Source organism: Pseudomonas fragi, from assembly GCF_900105835.1.
GTDB lineage: Bacteria > Pseudomonadota > Gammaproteobacteria > Pseudomonadales > Pseudomonadaceae > Aquipseudomonas > Aquipseudomonas fragi.
The window spans coordinates 3864939-3891378 of record NZ_LT629783.1 but is presented as its reverse complement, the minus strand read 5'-3'; the positions used below and the strand labels follow the sequence as shown (position 1 = coordinate 3891378).

Annotated in this window: 27 protein-coding genes; 7 read left to right on the top strand and 20 right to left on the bottom strand. The window is 61.3% G+C overall.

Features of this window, described 5'->3' with window-relative positions; genetic code table 11:
* Positions 1-19: 19 nt before the first annotated feature.
* From holA to BLU25_RS17875, 3 genes are all read left to right on the top strand, one after another.
* A complete protein-coding gene (gene holA / locus BLU25_RS17885; RefSeq protein ID WP_016779271.1) occupies positions 20-1057 on the top strand; it encodes a DNA polymerase III subunit delta in 1038 nt (345 codons plus the stop codon).
* Positions 1058-1231: 174 nt separating this feature from the next.
* Positions 1232-1381, top strand: a complete 150-nt coding sequence (gene arfA / locus BLU25_RS17880) for an alternative ribosome rescue factor ArfA (RefSeq protein ID WP_003444166.1) — start codon at positions 1232-1234, stop codon at positions 1379-1381.
* 50 nt (positions 1382-1431) lie between these two features.
* Positions 1432-2742, top strand: a complete 1311-nt coding sequence (locus BLU25_RS17875) for a lytic murein transglycosylase (protein WP_016779270.1) — start codon at positions 1432-1434, stop codon at positions 2740-2742.
* 103 nt (positions 2743-2845) lie between these two features.
* On the opposite strand, the gene BLU25_RS17870 is transcribed toward BLU25_RS17875, so the two are convergent.
* From BLU25_RS17870 to BLU25_RS17810, 13 genes are all read right to left on the bottom strand, one after another.
* A complete protein-coding gene (locus tag BLU25_RS17870; protein WP_016779269.1) occupies positions 2846-3799 on the bottom strand; it encodes a S66 peptidase family protein in 954 nt (317 codons plus the stop codon).
* Positions 3800-3803: 4 nt separating this feature from the next.
* A complete protein-coding gene (gene lipA, locus BLU25_RS17865; protein WP_016779268.1) occupies positions 3804-4844 on the bottom strand; it encodes a lipoyl synthase in 1041 nt (346 codons plus the stop codon).
* Position 4845: 1 nt separating this feature from the next.
* Positions 4846-5499, bottom strand: coding sequence for a lipoyl(octanoyl) transferase LipB (gene lipB, locus BLU25_RS17860; RefSeq protein WP_016779267.1), 654 nt, complete (start codon positions 5497-5499; stop codon positions 4846-4848).
* Positions 5499-5774, bottom strand: coding sequence for a DUF493 domain-containing protein (locus tag BLU25_RS17855; RefSeq protein ID WP_016779266.1), 276 nt, complete (start codon positions 5772-5774; stop codon positions 5499-5501). Before BLU25_RS17855 ends, lipB begins: the two co-directional genes overlap by 1 nt.
* Before the next feature lie 80 nt (positions 5775-5854).
* Positions 5855-7012, bottom strand: coding sequence for a D-alanyl-D-alanine carboxypeptidase family protein (locus tag BLU25_RS17850; protein WP_016779265.1), 1158 nt, complete (start codon positions 7010-7012; stop codon positions 5855-5857).
* 176 nt (positions 7013-7188) lie between these two features.
* Complete coding sequence (locus tag BLU25_RS17845; protein WP_016779264.1) at positions 7189-8175, bottom strand: septal ring lytic transglycosylase RlpA family protein; 987 nt, start codon at positions 8173-8175, stop codon at positions 7189-7191.
* Positions 8175-9185 carry a lytic murein transglycosylase B gene (gene mltB, locus BLU25_RS17840; RefSeq protein ID WP_083369755.1) on the bottom strand — a complete coding sequence of 337 codons (1011 nt, stop codon included), beginning with the start codon at positions 9183-9185 and terminating at the stop codon, positions 8175-8177. The genes BLU25_RS17845 and mltB overlap by 1 nt, the downstream gene beginning before the upstream one ends.
* Before the next feature lie 17 nt (positions 9186-9202).
* Positions 9203-10306 carry a rod shape-determining protein RodA gene (rodA, locus tag BLU25_RS17835; protein ID WP_162939404.1) on the bottom strand — a complete coding sequence of 368 codons (1104 nt, stop codon included), beginning with the start codon at positions 10304-10306 and terminating at the stop codon, positions 9203-9205.
* 31 nt (positions 10307-10337) lie between these two features.
* Positions 10338-12233, bottom strand: coding sequence for a penicillin-binding protein 2 (gene mrdA, locus BLU25_RS17830; RefSeq protein WP_029611206.1), 1896 nt, complete (start codon positions 12231-12233; stop codon positions 10338-10340).
* Between the two features lie 13 nt (positions 12234-12246).
* On the bottom strand, positions 12247-12714 hold the full coding sequence (gene rlmH, locus BLU25_RS17825; protein WP_003444191.1) for a 23S rRNA (pseudouridine(1915)-N(3))-methyltransferase RlmH: 468 nt from the start codon (positions 12712-12714) through the stop codon (positions 12247-12249).
* A gap of 9 nt (positions 12715-12723) precedes the next feature.
* Positions 12724-13218, bottom strand: coding sequence for a ribosome silencing factor (gene rsfS, locus BLU25_RS17820; protein ID WP_016779261.1), 495 nt, complete (start codon positions 13216-13218; stop codon positions 12724-12726).
* Between the two features lie 72 nt (positions 13219-13290).
* Positions 13291-14013 (bottom strand): nicotinate-nucleotide adenylyltransferase, encoded by a 723-nt coding sequence (nadD, locus tag BLU25_RS17815; RefSeq protein WP_083369754.1) that lies wholly within the window; start codon positions 14011-14013, stop codon positions 13291-13293.
* Positions 13982-15253, bottom strand: coding sequence for a glutamate-5-semialdehyde dehydrogenase (locus BLU25_RS17810; protein ID WP_029611204.1), 1272 nt, complete (start codon positions 15251-15253; stop codon positions 13982-13984). The genes nadD and BLU25_RS17810 overlap by 32 nt, the downstream gene beginning before the upstream one ends.
* Before the next feature lie 176 nt (positions 15254-15429).
* On the opposite strand from BLU25_RS17810, the gene BLU25_RS17805 reads away from it, so the two are divergent.
* Positions 15430-16098 (top strand): DNA-3-methyladenine glycosylase, encoded by a 669-nt coding sequence (locus tag BLU25_RS17805; protein WP_037001118.1) that lies wholly within the window; start codon positions 15430-15432, stop codon positions 16096-16098.
* Between the two features lie 160 nt (positions 16099-16258).
* On the top strand, positions 16259-17575 hold the full coding sequence (locus BLU25_RS17800) for a bifunctional DedA family/phosphatase PAP2 family protein (protein ID WP_083369753.1): 1317 nt from the start codon (positions 16259-16261) through the stop codon (positions 17573-17575).
* A 2-nt stretch (positions 17576-17577) separates the two neighbouring features.
* On the opposite strand, the gene BLU25_RS17795 is transcribed toward BLU25_RS17800, so the two are convergent.
* The 3 genes from BLU25_RS17795 to BLU25_RS17785 are packed head-to-tail and all read right to left on the bottom strand — an operon-like array spanning position 17578 to position 19254.
* Positions 17578-18168, bottom strand: coding sequence for an LON peptidase substrate-binding domain-containing protein (locus tag BLU25_RS17795; RefSeq protein ID WP_016779256.1), 591 nt, complete (start codon positions 18166-18168; stop codon positions 17578-17580).
* A gap of 10 nt (positions 18169-18178) precedes the next feature.
* Entirely contained in the window at positions 18179-18889 is a 711-nt protein-coding gene (locus BLU25_RS17790; protein WP_369782726.1) for an LrgB family protein, read from the bottom strand.
* Positions 18890-18891: 2 nt separating this feature from the next.
* Positions 18892-19254: a CidA/LrgA family protein gene (locus tag BLU25_RS17785; protein WP_016779254.1), complete on the bottom strand. Its 363-nt coding sequence runs from the start codon at positions 19252-19254 to the stop codon at positions 18892-18894.
* Positions 19255-19420: 166 nt separating this feature from the next.
* Here BLU25_RS17785 and BLU25_RS17780 point away from each other — a divergent pair, with 166 nt between their 5' ends.
* Entirely contained in the window at positions 19421-21103 is a 1683-nt protein-coding gene (locus BLU25_RS17780) for a C13 family peptidase (RefSeq protein ID WP_016779253.1), read from the top strand.
* 49 nt (positions 21104-21152) lie between these two features.
* On the top strand, positions 21153-21794 hold the full coding sequence (locus tag BLU25_RS17775) for an oxidoreductase (protein ID WP_016779252.1): 642 nt from the start codon (positions 21153-21155) through the stop codon (positions 21792-21794).
* Between the two features lie 16 nt (positions 21795-21810).
* Here BLU25_RS17775 and BLU25_RS17770 read toward each other — a convergent pair whose 3' ends face one another.
* The 4 genes from BLU25_RS17770 to BLU25_RS17755 form a co-directional block, all read right to left on the bottom strand.
* Positions 21811-22098, bottom strand: coding sequence for a YceK/YidQ family lipoprotein (locus BLU25_RS17770; protein ID WP_029611202.1), 288 nt, complete (start codon positions 22096-22098; stop codon positions 21811-21813).
* Positions 22091-22720 (bottom strand): flavin prenyltransferase UbiX, encoded by a 630-nt coding sequence (gene ubiX, locus BLU25_RS17765; protein WP_016779250.1) that lies wholly within the window; start codon positions 22718-22720, stop codon positions 22091-22093. Before ubiX ends, BLU25_RS17770 begins: the two co-directional genes overlap by 8 nt.
* Positions 22717-24066: a UDP-N-acetylmuramate:L-alanyl-gamma-D-glutamyl-meso-diaminopimelate ligase gene (gene mpl / locus BLU25_RS17760; protein WP_083369752.1), complete on the bottom strand. Its 1350-nt coding sequence runs from the start codon at positions 24064-24066 to the stop codon at positions 22717-22719. The genes ubiX and mpl overlap by 4 nt, the downstream gene beginning before the upstream one ends.
* A gap of 194 nt (positions 24067-24260) precedes the next feature.
* Positions 24261-26147, bottom strand: a complete 1887-nt coding sequence (locus tag BLU25_RS17755; RefSeq protein WP_083369751.1) for a sigma-54-dependent Fis family transcriptional regulator — start codon at positions 26145-26147, stop codon at positions 24261-24263.
* Positions 26148-26440: the final 293 nt, after the last annotated feature.

Sequence of the window (26440 nt, the reverse complement as noted above, 5' to 3'; positions counted from 1 at the left end):
CCGCTATCGTTATGGCCCTATGAAACTCGCTCCCGCCCAACTCGCCAAGCATCTGCAAGGCACGCTCTCGCCGGTCTACATCATCAGCGGTGATGACCCGTTGCTGTGCCAGGAAGCCGCAGACGCCATTCGCAGCACCGCCCGCCAGCAAGGTTTCGATGAACGCCAGGTGTTCAGCGCCGATGCCAGCTTCGACTGGGGCACGTTGCTGCAAGCCGGTGCCAGCATGTCGCTGTTTGCCGAAAAACGCCTGTTGGAGCTGCGCCTGCCCTCCGGCAAGCCTGGTGACAAAGGTGCTGCGGCGCTGATCGAGTACTGCTCGCGCCCTGCCGAAGACACCCTGCTGCTGATCAGCCTGCCCAAGCTCGATGGCAGCGCGCAGAAGACCAAGTGGGGCAAGGCGCTGATTGAAGGCGCGCAAACCCAGTTCGTGCAGATCTGGCCGGTGGACGCCAACCAGTTGCCGCAATGGATTCGCCAGCGCTTGTCGCAGGCCGGGCTGTCAGCCACCCATGACGCCGTGGAGCTGATAGCCGCGCGGGTTGAAGGCAATCTTCTGGCTGCCGCGCAAGAAATCGAAAAGCTCAAGTTGATGGCTGAAGACGGGCAAATCACGGTCGAGACCGTGCAGGCGGCAGTAGCCGACAGTGCGCGCTTCGACGTATTTGGGCTCGTAGATGCGGTACTGAACGGCGAGGCTGCCCATGCCCTGCGCATGCTCGAAGGGCTGCGCGGTGAAGGTGTCGAGCCGCCGGTGATCCTGTGGGCCCTGGCCCGTGAGCTGCGGGTGCTGGCCAATATAGCGCTGCAATATAGCCAGGGCACACCGCTGGACAAAGCCTTCAGCCAGGCCCGGCCGCCGGTGTGGGACAAGCGCAAGCCGCTGATGAGCAAAGCCCTGCAGCGCTATTCAGCCCAGCGCTGGGCGCAATTGCTGCTGGATGCACAGCGTATCGATGCCCAGATCAAGGGTCAGGCTGCAGGTTCAGCCTGGAGCAGCCTGAGCCGCTTGGCGTTGCTGATGTGTGGGCAACGGCTGAATTTGCCAGCGGAGTAAACACTGCTTTCTGTGGGAGCGGGCTTGCTCGCGATGCAGGCGCCGCGACCTGACAGGCTGATTGCGCTGATGCTATCGCGAGCAAGCCCGCTCCCACCGATCACTATCCAGTGGACAATACGAAAAAACCGGCCGATGATTTGCGCTTGTTCAAACCACGCGAGAGCAAATGCCATGAGCAAGCGCCCCAACAAGGCCAAATCCATCGTCGCCCAACCCCTGTTCCGCAGCCGCCAGGAACGCCCCGCCAAAGGCAAAGGCAGCTACCGCCGCGAAGCCTTCCAGTCGAGAGACCGGGAGGCTTTTTACTTTCTGGCTGCCTGACGGCGGGGATGATAAGGTCTGCTTCTGTTTTGCATTACCTGGACCTGCGCATGCTCTCACGTCATACACGCCGTTGGCCGATGCGCCAACTGATCGCTGCTTCCAGCGTCATCCTTTTAGTCGCCTGCGCTGAGAAACCGACTGCAGCCGATGCTCAAACCCTGCCTGTGATACCTCCGGCACCTGCGGTAATCACCAGCGCGCCTGCACCCGGCAGCGATACCCCCCTTGTTCAGCCCGCGCAAAGCTTCAGCGAGTGGCAAGCCGATTTCCGCGCCCAGGCACTCAAGGCCGGTATCAACCCACAGGTATTCGATAACGCCTTTGCCGGCATTACACCAGACATGAGTGTGATCAAGGCCGACCGCAGCCAGCCCGAATTCAGCCGCCCGGTCTGGGAATACCTGGACGGCGCCCTGTCGCCTTTGCGCGTGCGCAATGGCCAGCGCTTGCTGGAGCAAAACGCCGAGCTGCTGAGCCGCATTGAGCAGCGTTATGGCGTCGATCGCCAGGCACTGGTTTCGGTGTGGGGCATGGAAAGCAATTTCGGTTCGTTCCAGGGCAACAAGTCGGTTATTCGCTCCCTGGCGACCCTGGCCTACGAAGGGCGCCGCCCGGAGTTCGCCCAAAGCCAATTGATCGCAGCCCTGAAAATCATTCAGGAAGGCGATATCAGCCCCGACAAAATGCTCGGCTCGTGGGCGGGCGCAATGGGTCAGACCCAGTTTATCCCCACCACCTATGAAACCCACGCCGTGGATTTCGATGGTGATGGCCGTCGTGATATCTGGAACAGCTCGGCTGATGCCCTGGCCTCGACTGCCCACTACCTGCAAAGCTCTGGCTGGAAGCAAGGCCAGCCGTGGGGCTTTGAAGTGACGTTGCCTGCCGGGTTCGATTACGCACTGGCTGATGGCGCCGTCAAAAAGAGTGTCGCCGAGTGGCAACAACTGGGGGTCAAGGCACCCGCCAGCGCCGCCGGCTCAGAGCAGTTGAGCGCCACCCTGCTGCTGCCTGCGGGCTACCGCGGCCCGGCGTTTCTGGTGCTGGACAACTTCCGCGCCATCCTGCGTTACAACAACTCGTCGTCCTATGCACTGGCCGTGGGCTTGTTGTCTCAGCGCTTCGGCGGTGGCGGGAGCATTTTGGCCGACTGGCCAAAAGACGATCGTCCGCTGAGCCGCTCGGAGCGTGTTGAGCTGCAGATGCTGCTGAGCCAGCGCAATTACGATGCGGGGAATGCGGATGGCATTATTGGCGCCAATACCCGCAAGGCGATCCGCAGCGCGCAGCAAGCCATGGGCTGGCCAGCCGATGGCTACCCGAGTCACAAGTTGCTGGAGAGTTTGCGTAACCGCTGAGTCGCGACTCAGCCTGTAGGAGCGGGCTTGCTCGCGATTGCATCGACTCGTTTTGTCAGAGATACCGAGTTGATAGCATCGCGAGCAAGCCCGCTCCCACGGCTCAGGTTTTGACTGTGACCACTGCCTGCTCTAGTACCAATAACTGCCGATCAGCATCCAGCCGCACTTGAGCCCCCATCGGCAAGGTCAGGTTCGGGTCGCAATGCCCGCTGCGCCAACCGGCCAGCACCGGAATACCCAGCCCGCCCAGTTCCTGAGTGAGCAACCGCTCCAGCGCCGCGACATCAACCCCGGCCACATCCCCCACCAGCACTCCGCGCAACCTTTCGAGCTTGCCCGCCAGGCGCAAATGCGTCAGCAGACGGTCGACCCGGTACAACGGTTCGTTGACGTCTTCGATAAACAGGATGATGTCTTCGCTGTCCAGTTCAAACGCCGTACCCATCACCGCGCAGATCATCGACAGATTGCCACCCAGCAAACGGCCACTGGCGCAGCCCGGGGCAATGGTCGTCAACGGCCAGGCCGCGGGATGCTCCAGCACAGGCGGCTGTTGCCCGCTGAGCATACGCAGCAATGAAGTTTCGGTGGGCGGTTGTTTGTTGCCCAGCAGATCAGCGTTCAACATTGGCCCGTGAAAGGTCACAAAGCCCGCGTAACGCGTGATCGCCAGATGCAACGCAGTGATATCGCTATAGCCGACAAATGGCTTGGGATGACGACGCAACAGCTCAAAATCGATGCCATCGAGCAAGCGCGGGCTGCCATAGCCGCCGCGCAGGCAGAAAATGGCATCAATGCTGTCATCGGCAAAGGCCTCATGCAGGTCGCGTAAACGCTCTGCATCAGAACCGGCAAGATAACCCTCCCTTTGCCACACCCCCGGGTAGACCCGCAGCTGGTAGCCGCGTGCATGCATCCATTGGGTCGCGAGGTTCAGGTCAAGTTCGGCAGGGCCTGCCGGGGCAATCAGGGCGATCACCCCGCCAGCGGGCAACGCGGGCACCGCGCTGTGGGCCTTGAAGGACACTGGCGCGGTGAGCCGGTTAGTCATGGGGTCAGGCACTCACCAGCATGGATTTGACCAGCTTGGCTTGTTCATCAGCGTGGTACGAAGAACGTACCAGCGGGCCGGATGCCACGTTTTTAAAGCCCATTTTGTAGCCTTCCTCGGCAAACCACGCGAAGGTGTCCGGGTGTACGAAACGCTGGACCGGCAAGTGGTTGCGCGACGGTTGCAGGTACTGGCCCAGAGTCAACATGTCGATGTCATGTTCGCGCATGCGCTTCATCACTTCGATCACTTCGTCGTCCGTTTCGCCCAGGCCCAGCATCAAGCCGGATTTGGTCGGGATGTGCGGCATCATCTGCTTGAAGCGCTGCAACAGGGTCAGCGACCACTGGTAGTCGGAACCCGGACGCGCAGCCTTGTACAGGCGCGGCACGGTTTCGAGGTTGTGGTTGAACACGTCTGGCGGCTCGGCGGCGGTGATTTCCAGCGCAACGTCCATGCGACCACGGTAATCCGGCACCAGGGTTTCCAGCAGTACGCCCGGCGACAGCTTGCGGATCTCGCGGATGCAGTCGGCAAAGTGCTGGGCACCGCCGTCACGCAGGTCGTCGCGGTCTACAGAGGTGATCACCACATACTTCAACCGCAGGTCAGCAATGGCAATGGCCAGGCTTTCCGGTTCGTTGGTATCCAGTGGCTTCGGTCGGCCGTGGCCCACGTCGCAGAACGGGCAACGACGGGTGCAGATGTCACCCATGATCATGAAGGTCGCGGTACCACCCGAGAAGCACTCGCCCAGGTTCGGGCAGGAGGCTTCTTCGCACACGCTATGCAGCTTGTGCTTACGCAGCAGGGACTTGATGCGGTCGACTTCCGGGGAAACCGGAATACGCACACGAATCCAGTCGGGTTTTTTCGGCAACTCGGTGGTCGGAATGATCTTTACCGGGATACGCGCAACCTTCTCGGCACCGCGCAACTTGACGCCGGTCTCAACCTTGGAACGGGCCTCGCTGGCGCGGGCTGCACGTTCTGAGATATCCAGCGTTGGGATCAGGGTTTGAACAGCGTCTTGCGCAGTAGTCATATCAATCGATTCCGCCCGTCAGGGTCGTCTGCTCAGCATAGTCGAGGTGTTTGACGAGCTGCGAGCGCAGCCGGGCACCTACCTCGGCAAATTCAATCGGCCCTGCATGATCACGCAGCTGGGTCATCGCCAGCCCTGCATAACCACAGGGGTTAATCCGTCGAAACGGTTCCAGGTCCATGTCCACATTCAGGGCCAGACCGTGGAAGGAGCAGCCATTGCGGATCCGCAGGCCCAGTGAGGCGATTTTCGCGCCATCGACATACACGCCCGGCGCATCGGCCTTGGCTGCAGCGCTCACGTCATAGCTGGCGAGCAGGTCGATCAGGCACTGTTCCATCCGCGTGACCAGCTCACGCACGCCATAGCCCAGCCGGCGCACGTCGAGCATCAGGTAGGCAACCAACTGGCCAGGGCCGTGATAAGTCACCTGGCCACCGCGATCCGACTTGACCACCGGGATGTCCCCCGGCAGCAGCAGATGCTCGGCCTTGCCTGCCTGACCTTGGGTAAACACCGGCGGATGCTGCACCAGCCAGACTTCGTCTTGCGTGTCCGGCACCAGCTTGCGCTCATCGGTGAATCGCTGCATCGCCAGCCAGGTGCGCTCGTAATCAAGCAGACCCAGCTCACGAATACCCAAGACCTGTGACATCACAACACCATATGTACGAAGCCGGTGGCCCGCAATTCGCTGTTGATGTTGTAGAGCTGATCCTGATCGGTTGCCACGATGTGCAACTGGATCGTCGTGTACTTGCCGTTGGTGCTCTGGCGTTCATCGACACGATCATCGTTGACCGTCGCGTGCTTCTTGACGATATCGATGATCTTGTCCTTGTTGCCCACACCCGTGTCGCTGATTACCTTAACCGGGTAATCCACGTTGGGAAATTCGATCTTTGGCGCCTTTACTTCGGTATCGCTCATGGCGTATTGGCCTCGTAAGCCCGGAACAACAAAGGTGCTCCCGCGCAGGGTAAAGCGCGGGGGCACTCAGGTGGGTGCAATCAGTTGAACAGCCCGTAGAAGAATAGACGGATGCTATCCCACACGCGTCGGAAAATTCCACCTTCCTCGACAGGCTCAAGCGCGATCAGGTCAGCGCTGTGCACAACCTTGTCGTCGAGTTTGACCTCAACCTTGCCGATCACATCGCCTTTGGCGATAGGGGCCATCAGTTGCGGGTTCATGGTCATGCTTGCGGCCAGCTTTTTCAATTGGCCTTTTGGCAGGGTCATGGTCAGGTCATCCGCCAGACCGGCTTTAACCTGGCTGGTGGTGCCTTTCCAGACCGGAGCCTGAGCCAGCTCGGTGCCCTTCTGGTAGAAGGTCTGGGTTTCGAAGAAACGGAAACCGTAGGTCAGCAGCTTCTGGGTCTCGGCCGCTCGGGCGGCTTCGCTGTTGGTGCCGAACACCACGGCGATCAGGCGCATGCCGTCGCGTACAGCCGAAGACACCATGCAGTAGCCAGCTTCGTCGGTGTGACCGGTTTTCAGACCGTCAACGGTCTTGTCACGCCACAGCAACAGGTTGCGGTTAGGCTGCTTGATACCGTTCCAGAAGAACTCTTTCTGCGAGTAGATCGCGTAGTGAGTCGGGTCTTCGTGGATGATGGCGCGAGCCAGCAACGACATGTCGTGGGCCGAGGAGTAGTGATCCGGGTTCGGCAAGCCGGTCGGGTTCATGAAGTGGCTGTTGGACATGCCCAACTCGCCCGCCGTCTTGTTCATCATGTCGGCAAACGCGTCTTCACTGCCGGCAATGTGCTCGGACAGGGCAACACTGGCGTCGTTACCCGACTGGATGATGATGCCGTGCAACAGGTCGCTGACCGACACCTGGGTGCCGACCTTGATGAACATCCGCGAACCACCGGTGCGCCATGCGTTTTCGCTGACGGTAACCGGGTCGTTTTCGCCGATCTGGCCACGACGGATTTCCAGAGTCGCGATGTAAGCGGTCATCAGCTTGGTCAGGCTGGCTGGCGGCAGACGCTGGTCGCCGTTGTTCTCGACCAGCACGTTACCGCTGCTGGCATCCATCAGAACATAGGACTTGGCTGCAAGTTGCGGCGGCGACGGCATCATCTCGACTGCCCAGGCGGCAGGAGTGACGATCAGCGGTACTAGCAGGCACAGGCGTTTGGCAAAGGTGGTGATGTTCATCCGTCTCTCGAAGTTGTTAATGGAAACTTACCCTCGCGGGCAAAACTGTACAGGCAGTCTTTTGACTGACTGCCGCGTATTCAGTTGCAGTCCCGGCCCCTGGAAGGGCTTTTATTCTTGACCTCTGCAACTGCGTTTGGGCCGCGAATGTTCGCGGCCCAACGCTTTGTTCGATGTTACTGATCCGACGTCACAACGCTCGGCTGGCCCAGATTGGCCAGGCGCACGCTGTTTTGCGTTTGTGCCACTTCACCCGCCGAGGCGATAGGCCCCAGGCGCACGCGGTGCAAGGTTTGCTGATTGCGCACAATCGAGCTGATAAATACGGGTGTGCTGACCATGCCACTGAGTTTGGAGCGAAGCAACTCGGCGGCGTCCGGATTGGCAAAGGCGCCTACTTGCAAATAGGTGCCCTGGCCCTTGACCATCGGGCTCACTGGCACCACATCGGCGGCATGCTGCTGGGCCGGCGGTGTCCATTGCTCAACCTTGCCGGTCGACACGGTCGGGGCGGTGTTCTGGGCCACTTTCGGCTCATTGAGCATCAATGGCGCAGGGCGCCCACGTTGCGCCCACCAGGCTTGCGGGTCAATGCCTTCAACCTTGACCCGGGCCGTACCGGTCTCGGCATAGCCGAGCTTTTTGGCAGCGGCGTAGGACAGGTCGATGATGCGGTCCGAATAAAACGGGCCACGGTCATTGACCCGCAGGATCACGGCCTTGCCGTTATCGAGGTTGGTCACTTTGACGTAGCTGGGCAACGGCAGGGTCTTGTGCGCCGCGCTCATGCCGTACAGGTCATACACTTCGCCGTTGGCGGTGTTTTGACCATGAAACTTGGTGCCGTACCAGGACGCCGTGCCCGAGGCCACATAGGTCTTGGACTCTTGCAGCGGGAAATAGGTCTTGCCCAGCACCGAGTACGGCGCGGCCTTGTACGCGCCGGTGTGCAGGGTCGGCGTGGCGTCGGGGATGCGCGATACGTCGACATCCCACCACGGCGCGCCGTCCTTGTGCGCACGGTTGATATCCAGGCCCGGCTTGGAGGTGACGCCCGCCGACGTTTGTGGCGGCGTGCGGCTGCTCGAACAGCTCACCACCAGCAGCGCAATAGCGGCGCAGGCAGCGAGTTTCAACGGTGTGCGGATCGCTTGAAACGGCATTACTTGTTGCCCCGTGCTTGAACCAGCAGATCGGACAGTTGATGCACTGCCATGGCGTACATCACGCTTCGGTTGTAGCGCGTGATCGCATAAAAGTTCTTCAGGCCCATCCAGTATTCAGGGCCGTCGGCGCCTTCAAGACGGAACGCTGTGACCGGCATGTCGTCGCGCAACGCATCATGACTCGACCAGCCCAGCGCTCGCAACTCCCCGACGGTCTTGACCGGCTCGATACCCTGGGTCAGGCCTTCATCGACCCGATCACCGCGCACATCGGCGCGGCTCACCACCGGCTCGCCACCTACCCAGCCATGACGCTTGAAGTAGCTGGCAACGCTGCCAATGGCATCGTCCGGGTTGCTCCAGATATTGATATGGCCATCCCCGTCGAAATCCACGGCATAAGCACGGAAGCTGCTGGGCATAAACTGCGGCAAGCCCATCGCCCCGGCATAGGAACCCTTGAGGGTCAGCGGGTCGACCTGCTCTTCGCGGGCCAGCAACAGGAATTCACGCAGCTCTTTGCGGAAGAACTCGGCGCGGGGCGGGTAATCGAAACCCAGGGTCGACAGTGCGTCGATCACCCGGTAATTGCCGGTATTACGGCCATAAAAGGTTTCAACGCCGATGATCGATACAATCACCTGGGCCGGTACACCGTATTCCTGCTCGGCACGGGCCAATACGGCCTCGTGTTCGCGCCAGAAGTCGACACCACGCGCCACACGGGCGTCGGTGAGGAACATCGGGGCGTACTCTTTCCACTGCTTGACGCGTTCGGCGGGGCGCGAAATGGCATCGAGGATGCTCTGCTTGCGCTCGGCCTCGCGGAACACGCCCATCAGCTGCTCACCGGCAAACCCGTAGTCACGGGTCATTTCACCGACGAACTCGGCCACTTGGGGCGAGCCTTCGTAGTCACCGGCCAGCGCGCCCGGCGCTGCCCCGAACAGACCCAGCAGGCCCACCCACGGCGCGTATCGAGCGGCCCAGCCACGCATTGCTTGCATTGAATAATTCACCTTAATCAAACTTGTGCGATCCACTTGCGATGCGTGTGAATCGACATCAAAACCCCAAACGCTGACAACAACGTCACGAGGGAAGTGCCGCCGTAACTGATAAATGGCAAGGGCACACCCACGACGGGCAACAAGCCACTGACCATACCGATGTTGACGAAAACATAAACAAAAAACGTCATGGTCAGGCTGCCCGCCAGCAACTTGCCAAACAGGGTCTGGGCCTGGGCGGTAATCACCAGGCCACGACCGATCAACAGCAGGTAGATCAGCAGCAAGGCACAAATACCCACCAGGCCGAACTCTTCGCCCATTACCGCAATAATGAAGTCGGTATGGCTTTCAGGCAGGAAGTCCAGGTGCGATTGAGTGCCCAGCAGCCAGCCCTTGCCGAACACCCCGCCCGAGCCGATGGCCGCCTTGGACTGGATAATGTTCCAGCCGGTGCCCAGCGGGTCGCTTTCCGGGTCAAGGAAGGTCAGCACGCGTTGCTTCTGGTAGTCGTGCATCACGAACATCCACATGGCAATCGCCACTGGCACGGTGGCGGCCAGTACGCTGAGGATCCAGCGCCAGCGCAACCCGCCCATAAACAGCACGAACGCCCCCCCCGCCAGTACCAGCAGCGCCGTACCCAGGTCCGGCTGACGCACGATCAGGGCAAAGGGCACGCCGATCAGCATCAGGCTGACCGCCACATGCTTGAGCTGCGGTGGCAGGGTGCGCTTGGACAGATACCAGGCGATGGTCGCGGGCATCAGGATTTTCATGAACTCCGAGGGCTGAAAGCGGATCACCCCGGGAATATTGATCCAGCGCGTTGCACCCATTGCGTTGTGGCCCATGATGTCCACCACCACCAGCAACATCACCCCGATCAGGTAGCCGATCGGCACCCAGCGCGCCATGAACCGCGGCTCCAGCTGGGCGATGATAAACATCGAGACCAGGCCGATGCCGAAGGAGGTTGCCTGCTTGCTCAGCAGGTCCCAGCTCTTGCCGCTGGCCGAATACAGGACAAACAGGCTGCCCGCCGCCAGGGTCAGAAGCAGGATCAGAAGCGGGCCATCGATATGCAAACGCTGAAGCAGCGTGGCACGGCGGCGCATCACATCCTCACTGGAGAGGATGCGGTCGAAATTACTCATCATTGGCCGGAACCTCTGCCTTTACGGGGCCGCCGTACTCGGGTTTGAGTTTGCCGTCTTCACCCAGCAACCAGGCATCCATGACCTTGCGCACCACGGGCGAGGCGACACGGCTGCCGGCTTCGCCGTTTTCAATCATCACCGAAACGGTAATCTGCGGGTTGTTGGCCGGCGCAAAGCCGACGAACAAGGCGTGGTCGCGGTGACGTTCCTGCACCTTGGAGCGGTCGTATTTTTCGCCCTGCTTGATCGCCACTACCTGCGCCGTACCGCTCTTGCCGGCAATCAGGTACTGCGCACCAACGCCCGCCACCCGCGCCGTGCCGCGCGCGCCATGCACCACTTGCTGCATGCCGTGGTTGACCTTGGCCCAGTTGGACGGGTCACGCAGGACGATATCCGGCACCGGGTCCGGATCCACCGGCGGCACGCCCTCGATGGTCTTGGCCAGGTGCGGGCGGATCCACTTGCCTTTGCTGGCGATCAGCGCGGTGGCCTGGGCCAGCTGCAAGGGGGTGGACTGCATATAGCCCTGGCCAATCCCCAGAATCAGCGTCTCGCCCGGGAACCAGGCCTGGCGCCGGGTGGCGCGCTTCCATTCGCGGGACGGCATCAGCCCGGCGGACTCCTCGAACATGTCCAGCGAGACCTTGCGGCCGATGCCGAACTGGTTCATGTAGCTCGACAGGCGGTCGATGCCCAGTTTGTGGGCCAGGTCATAAAAATAGGTGTCGTTGGAACGCATGATTGCGGTATCCAGATCGACGTAGCCATCACCGGTGCGGTTCCAGTTACGGTATTTGTGATCGTAATTGGGCAACTGGTAATAGCCGGGGTCATACACCCGCGACGAGCCGGTGATCACGCCGCTGTCCAGGCCTGCAATCGCCACCGCAGGCTTGATCGTCGAGCCAGGTGGGTACAGGCCGCGCAGGATGCGGTTGAACAGCGGTCGGTCAATGGAATCTCGCAGCTCGGCATAGGCCTTGAAGCTGATGCCGGTGACGAACAGGTTGGGGTCAAAGCTCGGCTGGCTGACCATGGCCAGCACTTCGCCCGTCATCGGGTTCAGTGCCACCACTGCGCCACGACGCCCCGCCAGGGCTTCTTCGGCCGCCTCTTGCAGCTTGATGTCGAGGCTGAGCACGATGTCCTTGCCGGGGATCGGGTCGGTGCGCTTGAGTACGCGCAATACCCGGCCACGGGCATTGGTCTCGACTTCTTCGTAACCCACCTGACCGTGCAGCTCGGCTTCGTAGAAACGCTCGATGCCGGTTTTGCCGATATGGTGGGTGCCGCTGTAATTGACCGGATCGAGGGTTTTAAGCTCTTTTTCGTTGATCCGCCCCATGTAACCCACCGAGTGCGCAAAATGCGCGCCCTGCGGGTAGTGGCGCACCAACTGCGCAACCACTTCAACGCCGGGCAGGCGGAACTGGTTCACGGCAATCCGGGCGATCTGTTCTTCGTTGAGCTCAAACAGGATGGGCACCGGCTCAAATGGCCGCCGCCCCTGCTTCATGCGCTTTTCGAACAGGGCGCGATCTTCAGGGGTGAGCTGCAGCACTTCAACAATAACGTCGAGCACTTGCTGCCAGTCGCCAGAGCGCTCGCGGGTCATGCTCAGGCTGAAGCTGGGACGGTTGTCCGCGATAACCACGCCATTGCGGTCAAAAATCAGACCCCGGGTCGGTGGAATCGGCTGCACATGCACCCGGTTGTTTTCCGACAAGGTGGAGTGGTAGTCGTACTGCACCACCTGCAGGTAATAAAGACGCACGAGCAGCACACAAATAAGTGTCACCACCACAATTGCACCAACCACGACCCGTCCGCGCACAAGGCGTGAGTCTTTCTCGTGGTCTTTAAGGCGAATCGGCTGAGACATTCAGGGCGCTGAGCTATTTGTGATACGGGTGCCCGGACAATACAGTCCAGGCGCGATACAACTGCTCACCGATCAGAATCCTTACCAACGGGTGTGGCAGCGTCAACGGCGACAGCGACCAGCGCTGGTCGGCGCGGGCGCAGACTTCCGGCGCCAGCCCTTCCGGGCCACCGACCATAAAGTTCACCGTGCGCGAATCCAGGCGCCAGCGGTCAAGCTCAACCGCCAGCTGCTCGGTACTCCACGGCTTGCCGTGCACTTCGAGGGTAACGATCCGCTCGCCCGGGCCGACCTTGGCCAGCATGGCCTCGCCTTCCTGACGGATAAAGCGAGCCACGTCGGCATTCTTGCCACGGGTATTGAGCGGAATTTCCACCAGTTCAAGGGCCAGCTCGGATGGCAGACGCTTGGCATATTCATGCCAGCCTTCTTCCACCCACTTGGGCATACGCGAACCGACAGCGATCAAACGCAGGCGCACAGCGAACCCTTACTCTTGGTCTTTGTTGAGCTTCAGGAAGTGCTCATGGGTGTTTTCCGGGCTGTGGTGAGCAGCGCTGCCTGCACGGCTTTGTTCAGCACCGGCCCACAGACGCTCCAGGTCGTAGAACTGACGGGCACTGGCAGTCATCATGTGAACGATCACGTCGTCCATGTCCAGCAGCACCCAGTCGCTGTCGCCCTTGCCTTCTTCGCCCAGCGGCTTGACGCCCAGAGCCTTCACCGCTTCGCGGATCTTGTCGAGCATCGCGCCGATCTGACGGTTCGAAGTACCGGTAGCGATGATCATGAAGTCAGTGATGCTGTGCTTGTCACGCACGTCGATGACCTGGATGTCCTGGGCCTTGACGTCTTCAAGGGCTGCAACAGCAACCTTGACCAGCTCTTCACCTTTCAAAGGCTCGGCGCTGAAGGTTTTTTCTGGCAATGGCGCGCTTTTGAAGGTGCCTTTGCGCTTTACTTTGCTTACATCTTTGTCAGTCATATAAAACTCGTTTTGCTCGTATGTTCGGGTGTTTCAATACGCGTCAATTGGCGCCTTGAAACACACCCTTTTTCAGTTCGACGCACGGTAAAGCCCGTGCGCATCGATGTAGGCCAGGACCGCGTCGGGCACCAGGTAACGTACCGACTTACCGCTGGCCAGCAGTTGACGGATCTGGGTGGCGGATACCGCGAGCGGCGTCTGCCAAACGAATGCAATCTGCCCGCTGGCCCCCTTCAGGGCCAGCGGGTCGCTTACCGAGCGCGCTGCCAGCAGGTTGCGCAAGGCATCCGGCGGTTCGCTGTCGGCATCCGGGCGCTGTAGCACCAGGATATGGCAATGCTGGAGCAACTCTTCCCAGCGATGCCATGTGGGCAGTCCGCAAAACGCGTCCCAGCCCAACAGTAAAAACAGCTGGTCATGCGCGGCCATCTCGGCCCGCATCAATTCCAGCGTATCAATCGTGTAGGACGGTTTGTCCCGTTGCAGCTCCCGGGCGTCCACTACCAGCGTAGCCACTCCTGCGACCGCGCACTCGACCATCGCCAAACGGTCGTGGGCCGACACTTGTGGCGTGTCACGGTGAGGCGGCCTGGCGTTGGGGGTCAGACGCAGCTCGTCGAGCCCCATCATCTCCGCCACTTCCAGCCCGCCACGCAGATGGCCTATATGCACCGGATCAAAGGTTCCGCCCAGTACGCCAATGCGCTGGGGTAACACGTCGATCACAGGGGCCGGCACTGACGCTTTCAGGGTGGCCAAGTCAGACCGGCTCCTGGCCGCGCAACTGGCCATCACCGACCACAATGTACTTCTCGCAGGTCAGACCTTCGAGACCCACCGGGCCGCGGGCGTGCAGCTTATCAGTAGAAATGCCAATCTCCGCACCCAATCCGTATTCAAATCCATCGGCAAAGCAGGTGGGTGTGTTGAGCATCACCGAACTGGAGTCCACTTCGGCCATAAAACGCCGGGCATCGCCCTGGTGTTCAGTGACGATCGAGTCGGTGTGATGGGAGCCATAGTGATTGATATGCTCAATCGCCTGGTCCAGCCCGTCAACGATGCGAATCGACAGGATTGCATCCAGGTACTCGGTGTTCCAGTCTTCTTCGGTAGCGGCAACCACGTCGATCAGCGCCTGGGTGCGTTCGCAACCGCGCAGTTCGACGCCTTTGTCGCGAAATTGTTCAGCCATTGCCGGCAAAAACGCTGCCGCCACGGCCTGATCCACCAGCAGGGTTTCCATCGCGCCGCAAATCCCATAACGGTAGGTCTTGGCGTTGAAGGCAATGCGCTGCGCCTTGGCCAGATCGGCATGGGCACTGACGTAAACATGACAAATACCGTCAAGGTGCTTGATAACTGGCACCTTGGCGTCACGGCTGACCCGTTCGATCAGGCCCTTGCCGCCACGAGGCACAATCACATCTACGTACTCGGGCATGGTGATCAGCGCGCCGACAGCGGCACGATCGGTCACTTCAACCACTTGCACCACGGCCGGCGGCAAACCGGCCTCGGCCAGGCCGCGCTGGATGCACACGGCAATGGCACGGTTGGAGTGAATCGCCTCGGAACCACCGCGCAGGATGGTGGCATTGCCCGACTTCAAGCACAGGCTGGCCGCATCGATGGTCACGTTCGGGCGCGACTCATAGATGATTCCCACTACACCCAGCGGCACCCGCATCTTGCCTACCTGAATACCCGAGGGGCGGTAGCTCATGTCGCGGATCGCGCCGATGGGGTCTGGCAGGCTTGCCACCTGACGCAAACCGACAATCATGCTGTCGATGCGTGCAGGGGTCAGCGCCAGGCGCTCCAGCATGGCCGGCTCCAGGCCGTTGGCCCGGCCGGCGGCCAGGTCCAGTTCGTTGGCGGCAACCAGCTCCAGACGAGCGGCGTCCAGTGCAGCAGCAGCGCCGTGCAGGGCACGGTTTTTCTGCGCTGTACTGGCACGGCCGATCACGCGGGAAGCTTCGCGAGCAGCGCGACCCAGGCGGGTCATGTAGTCAAGAACGGACTCAGTCATGGTCTCAAGGGTCTTGGCAGGGAGGAAAGCGGCCGATTATAGCGGTCCAGCCGCCTTACGCACAGCGGTGGCAGGCGGATGGTCGAAATGGACGGTAAATACACTGCGTTCAGCCCCGATTAAGCATGACTTGCTATGATCTGCCCCTTTTCAGCTATCCACTGACCGTCCTGCACATGCCCACAATGCTGCCTGATGCCTTTTTCGACCGTGACGCCCAGCTTGTTGCCCGCGAACTGCTGGGTAAAGTCATTCGCCATCGGGTCAACGGCCTGTGGCTCAGCGCACGGATTATCGAGACTGAAGCCTATTACCTTGCCGACAAGGGCAGCCACGCCTCGCTGGGCTATACCGACAAACGCAAGGCGCTGTTTCTTGATGGCGGCAACATCTACATGTATTACGCCCGCGGCGGTGATTCGCTGAATTTCAGTGCCCACGGGGCCGGCAATGCCGTGCTGATCAAGTCGGCCCATCCGTGGCTGGACGAGCTGTCGGGCGTTGACAGCCTCGCGCAAATGCAACGCAACAACCCCGATGCCCAAGGCCACCCCCGCCCGCAACACAAACTTTGCGCGGGGCAGACCCTGCTGTGCAAGGCGCTGGGCCTGAAAGTGCGTGAATGGGATGCAAAATGTTTCGACCCCGAACGTTTGTGGGTCGATGACGTCACACAACGACCTTCGCGAATCATCCAGACCACGCGCCTGGGCATCCCTCACGGGCGGGACGAGCATTTGATGTATCGCTTTGTGGACGCTGACTACGCTAAGTACTGCACCCGCAACCCGTTGCGCCGTGGCCAGGTTGAGGGGCGGGACTTCATCACCCTGGAACACAACTGACCCTGTGGAAGCGGGCTTGCTCGCGATGGCATCAGCGCATTTTTCCTGACAGACCGCGGGGCCTGCATCGCGAGCAAGCCCGCTCCCACAAATAGAGCCGGGCCAGCTTCAAGGCTGTAGCCCCTGCAAACACCCCAAACGCAGACAAGGAAATCGAAACATGGGCCCGTGGCTCGATAGCATCACCGGCTGGCTCACAGCCAACCCGCAGTGGCTTGGCCTCGCGGTATTTATTGTGGCCTGCGTCGAATGCCTGGCAATTGCCGGGATCATCGTCCCCGGCACCGTGTTGCTGTTCGCCATTGCCGTCATGGCTGGCAGCGGCGCCCTGTCTCTGGGCCAAACCCTGCTGCTGGGCTTTCTTGGCGGGCTGCTGGGTGACGCGGTGTCCTACGCCCTGGGCAGACGCTTCCATCAGAACATCCGCCGCCTGCCCCTGTTGCGCTCGCACCCGGAGTGGATGAACGGCGCCGAGAGCTATTTCCATCGTTATGGCATCGTCAGTCTGCTGGTTGGGCGCTTTATCGGCCCGCTACGCCCCATGCTGCCAATGGTGGCAGGGATGTGCGACATGCCGATCCCGCGTTTTATCGGCGTCAGCCTGCTGGCGGGTGCCGGCTGGTCGGTGGCGTACCTGCTGCCAGGCTGGGCGACCGGCGCGGCCATTCGCCTGCCATTACCTGAAGGCTTCTGGCCTCAGGCTGCCATCGTAGCGGTGGGCCTCGCCGCGCTGCTGGGCTTGAGCATCAATGCCAGCATCCGCCGCCAGCCCCGGACCACGCTGCTGATCGGCACACTCAGCCTCGCCCTGCTGCTGGCCGTTTTTGTCGGTTATCCGCATATGACCGCCTTCGATCAGGGCATCACCGCCCTGGTACAAGAACATCGCAGCAGTACCCTGGACACCGCCGCCGTACTGGTGACGCAAATCGGCAACTTCCGCACACAATTTCTGGCGGCAGCACTGGTGTGCGTCATTTTGCTGTTTACCCGGCAGTGGCGGGCCATGTGGTTCTTTGGCGGGGTCACGCTGGTTACCGCGCTGGCCAATACAACGACCAAGCACTTCTTCGCCCGGGTACGCCCCGAAGTACTGGCCGACCCGCTGACCACCTACAGCATGCCCAGCGGCCACAGTTCGGGCGCCTTTGCGTTCTTTGTCGCCCTGGCGATCCTCGCCGGGCGCAATCAGCCACAGCGCATGCGCGTCACCTGGGTATTACTGGGCTGTCTGCTGGCGATCACCGTGGCCATGTCACGGGTGTACCTCGGCGCTCACTGGCCGACCGACATCACCGCAGGCGCCCTGCTCGCCATCACCGTCAACGCGTTTGCCCTGGCCCTGAGCCAGCGCTTCATGCCCCTGGCACCGGTCCCGCAAAAAGTCTGGTGGCTGATCTTGCCGTCAGTCACCGCGCTCTACGGGTTTTTCATGCTCGCGCATTTGTCCAGGGAGCTGCTGCGCTACGCCTACTGACCTTAGTTGAGGGCCTCGCCCTGGATCTCATCGAGCAGCACCTGGATCCCGTCCAGCCGCTGCTGCGGGTCATTGACCTGCAGCAGCTCGATCTTGTCTGCCTCGGCAAAGGGCAACAGGTACGCCAGTTGATTGGACAAGGACTGCTGCCCCGCCACCTCGGTACTCATGTTCAGGGCCGCCACCATGGGGTGCTCGGCCAGGGCCTTGAGCAAGGCCAGCAGGTCCTGGTCCTCTTCCTGCAGCGGCTGCTCGGGGGCGTCATCCAGCCACTCGACTTCAGCCACCAGTAACTGGTCGCGCTGCACCTGCGTGCCCAGCACTTCAAAACGTCGCCCGCCTTCGACGCGAATGCCCAGCAGGCCGTTGTCCTGCTGCTGAAAATCGCGAATCAGGGCTTCACAACCGATCCCGGCGATACCCTGCGGCACATCGCCAACCTCCCGGCCATCGAGGATGCACACCACACCAAAGCCCGTCCCCTGCTTCATGCAGCGGGCAATCATGTCCAGGTAGCGCGCTTCAAATAGCTGCAAATCCAGCACGCACCCCGGAAACAGCACGGTATTCAAAGGAAACAGCGGCAACGTCATAGCTTCACCTTTACACCACCAGGGTCACGGCCAACGGCAAAAACACCGCCGTAGCCACACCCATCAGACTCATCGCCAACGCCGCAAAGGCGCCGCACTCTTCACTTTCCTGCAGGGCCACCGACGTGCCGACTGCGTGCGCCGTCATGCCCAGCGCCATCCCCCGGGCCTCGGGGCTGCTGACCCGCAACAGATTCAGCAGGGCCGGCCCGCAAATCGCGCCGATCACACCGGTGATCAACACAAATACCGCCGCCAACGCCGCAACACCACCGATCTGCTCGGCCACCAGCATGGCGATCGGCGAGGTGACGGATTTGGGCGCCAGGGTCATCAGCACCATGTGTTCGGCACCGAACCACCAGGCCAGGCCCACCACCAGCGCGGTGGCAAACACCCCCCCAATCACCAGCGTAGTAAAAATGGGCCAGAACAACTGCCGGATGCGCCGCAGGTTCAGGTACAAGGGCACCGCCAGCGCCACAGTCGCGGGGCCCAGCAAAATGCTCAGGATATCGGTGCTTTTACGGTACTCCGCGTAGCTCAAGCCGCAACTGAGCAACACACCGATCACCAGCAGCATCGAAGCCAGTACCGGTTGCAGGAAAATCCAGCGGGTTTTTTCGTACGCGGCGAGCACCAGCTGATAGGCGCCCAGGGTGATACCGATGCCAAACAGCGGATGGTGGATAACGGACTCCCAAGCGCCCTGCCATTGCATATTCATGGGCGCTCCTCGGTATGGCTGTGGTTCTTGAGCAGGCGCTGCATCAACACCCCGACAAACGCCATCGAGATCAACAGCGACAGCACCAGCGCCCCGACAATGGCCCAGAAGTCGGCGGCAATGTCGGCGGCATACACCATCACCCCCACCGCAGGCGGCACCAGCAACAACGGCAAATAGCGCAACAGCCCGCTGGCAGCCTGACTCAATGGCTCGCTGACTTGACCGCGCACCACCAAAAAGCCCAACAGCAGCAACAATCCGATAATAGGCCCAGGCAATACAGGGACGAACAAGTGATTGAGGGCTGTGCCGAGCAATTGAAACAGCACCAGCCAAGTCAAGCCGCGTAACAACATTTCACCTCTCCAGCGAATATTTTTGTACCGCATTATAAGCACGTCCCGCCGACCAACGGCCCAGGCTTACACCTTGGCATTGAATAACTGTTGATGTTTCATCCGGGCCTATAGACAGCCTGTATTGCTACGGCATACTCGGTGGCTTAATTACCCGGATCCCGCTATGCGCCCACTTGCCCCCCTTGCTTTGACCCTGCTGCTGACGGCCTGTGGTGACGGTGAATCACTGTCACCCCCCGACGCACGCCTGCCCGATGGCGGACGCTACCGAGGCGAAGTGGTCAACGGGTTGCTGCAAGGCCAGGGCCGTATCGACTACCCGAACGGCAATTGGTACGCAGGGGGCTTCAAAAATGGCCAGTGGCACGGCCAGGGCGAGTGGCACGCCAGCAATGGCGACAGCTATCGCGGCGATTTCGCCCAAGGCCTGTACAGCGGCCAGGGCCGCCTGACGACCCACGACAGCACCTACGAGGGCGGGTTCAAGCTGGGTAACCGCGAGGGCGAGGGCACGCTCAAGCAAGGTTCCCTGAGCTATCGCGGCGACTTCAAGGATGACCAGTTCTCGGGCGACGGCCATCTGGAGCTGGAAGACGGCAGCCAGTACCAGGGCCAGTTTGCCCACGGCAAGCCCCACGGCACCGGCCGGCGCAGCGACGCCAGCGGCAATGAGTTCGTCGGCGAATTCGTCAATGGCGAGCTGGAAGGCAACGGCGTGTTCAACAGCGCCGACGGCGACCAGTATGAGGGCGCGTTCAGGAACAACCAGCTCAACGGCAAGGGCCGCTACGAAAATGCCGACGGCGATGTATGGATCGGCGACTTCAAGGACGGCGCCTTGACCGGCCAGGGCGAGCTGATCGGCATCGACGGCAGCCACTATCGCGGCCAGTTCAACGAATGGCGCTTCAATGGCTCCGGCCATTTGAGCATGCCTGACGGCAGCACCTATGACGGCGAATTCGCCGCAGACACCTATCAGGGCCAGGGCACCCTGACCCTGAGCGACGGCACCGTACAAAGCGGCTACTGGCTCAACGGCCAGCGGGTGCGCGATGCCAAGGGCGCGATCCTGCCCGACCCGCTGGAGCTGGGCCTGCTCAATCAGGGCACACTGCTCAACCAGGCCCTGGCCGACGTTGCCCCGTCCACCCCGGCCATCGAGCTGTACAGCCTGGTACTGGCAGGCGACGGCAAGCAGAGCGTGTTCAAGCGCGAGGCCGACTACGTCAGCGACATGCTCACCAGCCGTTTTGGCAGCCGTGGCCGGATCACCCTGGTCAACCACCGCGATCATCTGCTCGATCGCCCGATGGCCACCCGCGAAAACCTGCACCGCGCCGCAAAAACCCTGGCCGAGCGCACCGGCCCCGAGGACCTGGTGTTTATCTACCTCACCAGTCACGGCACCCAGGAGCACGAGCTGGTACTGGACCAGCCGCGCATGGAGCTGGCCGATCTGCCCGCCGACGAACTGGCGGCAGCCCTGGCGCCGCTGAAAAACCGCGACAAGATCATCGTGATTTCATCCTGCTACTCGGGTGGTTTCATCCCCGCGCTCAAGGATGAAAAAACCCTGATCATGACCGCATCCCAGGCTGATCGGGTGTCCTTTGGCTGCTCGGAAGAAGCCGACTTCACCTATTTCGGCAATGCCTTGTTTGCCCAGGCGCTGAACCAGACCGACGATCCGCAAAAAGCCTTCAAGCTGGCCAAGCAGTATGTGGCCGAGCGCGAACAGGCTGATGGCTACGAGCCATCTGAACCGCAAATATGGGCGCCAAAAGGCGTTCTGACCCACTGGCAACGCTTACGTCAGCAACAGGCAAAACAGGCTTTGCAGTAAGCAAATACCCCTGCAATGACTAAGCTGTTTGTATCAAGGGAGAAACACTATGCACTTGACGCCGTCACATATCCTGCTCGCCGGGGCCACTGGCCTTACGGGCGAACTGCTGCTCGACCGCCTGCTCAATGAGCCCACCATCACCCGCGTGCTTGCCCCTTCGCGCAAACCCCTGGCGGCGCATCCGCGCCTGGAAAACCCGGTGGGTGACCCGGTGGTGTTCCTGCCCCAGCTCAGTGGCCGGGTCGATGTGGCTTTCTGCTGCCTGGGCACCACGATCAAACAGGCCGGCTCCGAAGCCGCCTTCCGCGCCGTCGACCATGACATGGTGGTGGCTTTCGCCAAACGCGCCCGGGAAATGGGCGCACGCCATCTGGTGGTGGTCAGCGCGATTGGCGCCGCCCCCAAATCCTCGGTGTTTTACAACCGGGTCAAAGGCGAGATGGAGCAATCATTACGCGCCCAGAACTGGCCGCAACTGACCATCGCACGCCCGTCGCTGCTACTGGGTGATCGCATCGAGCCCCGCCTGGCCGAACAGATCGCCGGGCCATTGTCCAAGCTGATTCCGGGCAAGTACCACGGCATTGAAGCCTGCCAACTCGCGCGTGCGCTGTGGCGACTGGCACTGGAAGAGCAGGACGGAGTGCGGGTGATCGAATCCGATGAGCTGCGCAAACTGGGCAAGTAATCACCCAGCCTGCTGACTACAGGCCGCCGCTGGCCTGAAACCCCACACCCAGCACCGTCAGCACGGACAACGGCAACAGCACGGTATCGAGCAGCGCGCTGGCGGGCAGGTCCAGGCCGGGGTGGCGCGGTGCCTCGGCGCCAAAGCGATCCTTGGCACAACACCCGCCCTCCAGCGCATACAGGTCCAGCCGGGTTCCCGAATAGACCACAGGCGCGCCGGGCTTGGCGGCATCCAGCGTGCGAACGCTGGCACATCCACACACCAGAGCCGCTACCAGCAGTGCCAGTAGCGCCTTACTCATCGCCGCCAACATGATGCTCACCCCAGCGCGGCAGCATGTCCTGGGGAATATTGAGCAGATTGAGAATGCGCGCCACCACAAAATCCACCAGGTCATCAATGGTCTGTGGCTGGTGATAGAAGCCCGGCGATGCCGGCACGATCACCGCGCCCATATTGGACAGCTTGAGCATGTTTTCCAGGTGAATACTGGAATACGGCGCCTCACGCGGTACCAGAATCAGCTGGCGGCGCTCCTTGAGCGTCACATCGGCTGCCCGCTCGATCAGGTTGTTGCAAGCCCCGGTGGCAATCGCCGACAGGGTGCCGGTGGAACACGGCACGACCACCATCGCCGCAGGTGCTCCCGACCCTGAGGCGACTGGCGACATCCAGTCTTCCTTGCCGTATACGCGAATCTGCCCGGCGGCAGCGCCCGTGTATTCAGTCAGAAACGTCTGCATTGCCTGTGGCTTGGGCGGTAGATTGACGTCCGTTTCGGTCGCCATGACCAATTGAGCGGCCTTGGAGATCAGGAAGTGGACTTCGCGGTCTTCTCGCACCAGGCAATCGAGCAGACGCAAGGCGTAAGGCATGCCGGAAGCACCGGTAACCGCCAGGGTAATGCGCTCAGGGCCACTCATTGCAGCGCTTCCGCCAGTTTGCCATGCAGGCCGCCGAAGCCGCCGTTGCTCATGATCACCACATGGGTGCCGGGTTTAACCCGGGTTTTGACCTCGGCAATGATGGCCTCCAGCGAATCACAGACGTTGGTCGGCACCGGGCTCGATGCAACTGTTGCTGCCAGATCCCAGCCAAGATTCGCCGGGGCGTACCAGACCACGTGATCGGCCTGCACCACGCTTTGCGGCAGGCCATCACGGTGGGCACCCAGCTTCATGGAGTTGGAACGCGGCTCGATCACTGCAATCAGCGGTGCATCACCAATATGCTTGCGCAGACCATCAAGGGTGGTCGCGATCGCCGTCGGGTGGTGGGCAAAGTCGTCGTAGATGGTAATACCGTGAACTTCGGCAACCTTTTCCATGCGCCGTTTCACGCTTTTGAAAGCACTCAGCCCGTCAATGGCCATGCTCGGCACTACGCCTACATGGCGGGCAGCTGCCAGGGTCGCCAGGGCATTGGCGACGTTGTGCTGGCCGGTCATGTCCCACTCGACGGTACCTTGCAGCACGCTTTCAAACAGCACGTCAAAACGTGATCCGTCGTCGCTGAGCAACCTGGCTTGCCATTGGCCGTCAACGCCCGTGGTCTGTACCGGGGTCCAGCAACCCATTTCGATCACGCGCTGCAATGCAGGCTCGGTGGTCGGGTGGATCACCAGCCCTTCACTCGGAATGGTACGCACCAGATGGTGGAATTGCCGCTCAATGGCCGGCAAATCCGGAAAGATGTCCGCATGATCGAACTCAAGATTATTCAGGATCGCCGTACGCGGGCGGTAATGAACAAACTTGGAGCGCTTGTCGAAGAAGGCACTGTCATATTCATCGGCTTCCACCACAAAAAACGGCGTGTCACCCAAACGGGCCGACACGGCAAAGTTCTGCGGAACGCCGCCGATCAGGAACCCCGGGGCCATGCCCGCGTGCTCCAGCACCCAGGCCAGCATGCTGCTGGTGGTGGTTTTACCGTGGGTACCGGCCACGGCCAGCACCCAGCGGCCCTGCAGCACATGGTCGGCCAGCCATTGCGGGCCGGACACATAAGGCAGGCCCTTGTTGAGAACGTACTCCACCGCCGGGTTGCCACGGGACAGCGCGTTGCCAATGACCACCAAATCAGGGGCCGGATCGAGCTGCGCAGGATCGTAGCCCTGGGTCAACTCAATGCCTTGAGCCTGCAACTGGGTGCTCATCGGCGGATAGACGTTGGCGTCAGAACCTGTAACGTGATGGCCCAGTTCTTTGGCCAACACCGCCAGCGAGCCCATGAAAGTGCCGCAAATACCAAGAATATGAATGTGCATAGTCGACCTCGTAAATCATCGAGGAAGGGTAGCGTAGGAGGGTTGTTTTAGCACCTGATGATTCTGATCGACGCTCACACACATCGCTGTTGTGGGAGCGGGCTTGCTCGCGAAGGCATCACCGCGATTTGCCTGACAGACCGCGCTGATACCATCGCGAGCAAGCCCGCTCCCACATGCTCAAGTCACTCTGCTCAGCGTTCAATCCCATGCTTGCGCAGCTTTCTATACAGCGTATTGCGGCTCACCCCCAGTTGCAGGGCGGTATGGGTCATGTGCCAGCGGTGCAGCTCCAGTGCCAGGATCAACGCCTGTTTTTCGGCATCTTCGAGCGGGTGTTCACAGGGCTCGGGCGCCTTGACCGGCGCCAGGCGAATAACGGCCGGCAAGTCCTCAAACTGGATGACGTCGCCCTCGCACAGCGCCGCCAGGGTACGCAGCACCGTGCGCAATTGGCGCACGTTGCCCGGCCACGAGAACCCCAGCAGCGCCTCACGCGCCGCAGGTGTGATCCGCAGCCTTTGCCCGGCCGCCTCTTCAGCCAGTAAAAAGTCCAGCAACTGGGATTTGTCCGTGCGCTCGCGCAACGCCGGCAAGCCGACTTCCAGCCCGTTGAGGCGGTAAAAAAGGTCTTCGCGGAAACTGCCGTCGGCCACACGCTCCTGCAAATTGCGGTGGGTGGCACTGATGATGCGCACGTTGACTGCCAGCGGCTCGCCACCAATGGGCACCACCAGCCGGTCTTCCAGCACCCTTAACAGGCGGGTCTGCAACGCCAGCGGCATATCGCCGATTTCGTCCAGGAACAAGGTGCCGCCATCGGCCTGCTGCAACTTGCCCTGCATGCCCTCCTTGCGCGCTCCGGTAAAACTGCCGCCGCGATAGCCGAACAGCTCACTCTCGATCAGGCTTTCGGGGATCGACGCGCAATTGAGCGCCACAAAAGGCCTGCTGCTACGCAAGCTGGCCTCATGCACGGCCTTGGCAAACGCCTCCTTGCCCGAACCGGTTTCACCGTTGACCAGTAGCGGCACATCGCGTTCAAACACCCGCAATGCCCGGCGAAAATCCTCCTGCAGCGCCTCATCCCCCAGGCAGATACCGCTCGGGCGCGCACGCGTGGGCTCAGCCTGCACGACGACCGGGGCTGGCACATGTCGCGGCTGACCGCGCAGGGCCGCAAACAATCGGCGCCCGTCGCGGGTGCGCAACGGCCAACTGGTACCGGCCTGGGGTGTGGCCCGGCTGAACAGCTCATCGCGCGGGCAATCGAACACAGTGTCGACCGACAGCCCCAGCAAGCTGTCACGCATATGGCCCAACAGGTTCAAGGCGCTTTGGTTGACTGCGCAGATCACCCCGTCGCCATCAAACGCCAGCATGCCTTCACTGAACAACCCCACAGACTCGGCCTGCAGATGAAAGCGCAGCAGCCACTGATTTTCGAAATGCCCCAGGAAGTAGCTGTTTTCGATGATTTTCGCCGACAGATTGACCAACGCCATCGTGTGAAACTGGCTCTGGCGCGAAGCCTCATGCCGTGCCGAAGACACGTCGAGCACAGCCAGCAACTCGCCCTGCGGGTCGAACACCGGGCTGGCCGAACAGGTCAGGCCGGTGTGGCGCCCGCGAAAGTGTTCGTCCTGGTGAATGGTCAGGGCCTGGCGCTCCACCAGGCAGGTGCCGATGCCGTTGGTGCCCTCCCGCGCCTCGCTCCAGTCCGCGCCCAGCCACAACCCGGCCTGCTCGAACACCTTGCGCTCGGAGGGGGCAGTAACGCAGTTGAGGATCACGCCGCGGGCATCGGTCAGCAGTACCGCGTGCCCGGCACCGGAGAGCTGCTGGTGCAGGCTGTTCATTTCGTGACCGGCGATTTTCAGCACCTGCTGCAAACGCTCACGGCCTTCAAGGATGCGACTTTGCTCAAGCACGGTGGGGGCGATGGTTTGCGTGGGGTCGAGGTGATAGTCCTCCAGGCAGCGCTGCCAGGAGCGGACGATAGACGGATCGCACCCCTGAGGGCGGCCCTGGGTGACATCAATGACTTGCCGTGCATGACGGCGCAGATCAGTACTGTGCATTTCTTATTGTTCTCCGCTCTGTCTCGGCGGTCCCGTGCTCATCAGAGGCAAACTTCCCTCAGCGGCAACAAGGATCCAGTCCAAACCGAACACCCAGCATCCTCTTGCTCACCGGCCATTGCAATCGCGAACTGACCCGCCGGTCATCGCTTGTACCAGCGATGGTACAAATTGTCACAGCCACTGTGCCACAACGGTGACATCCGCCCTGCCCCAACGCCCCCCTTAAACCCGCAAAGCCCCGGCCAGCAAGGGTTTCACCATTCTGGCCCAGCCCTTGCTCCTGCTTGTAA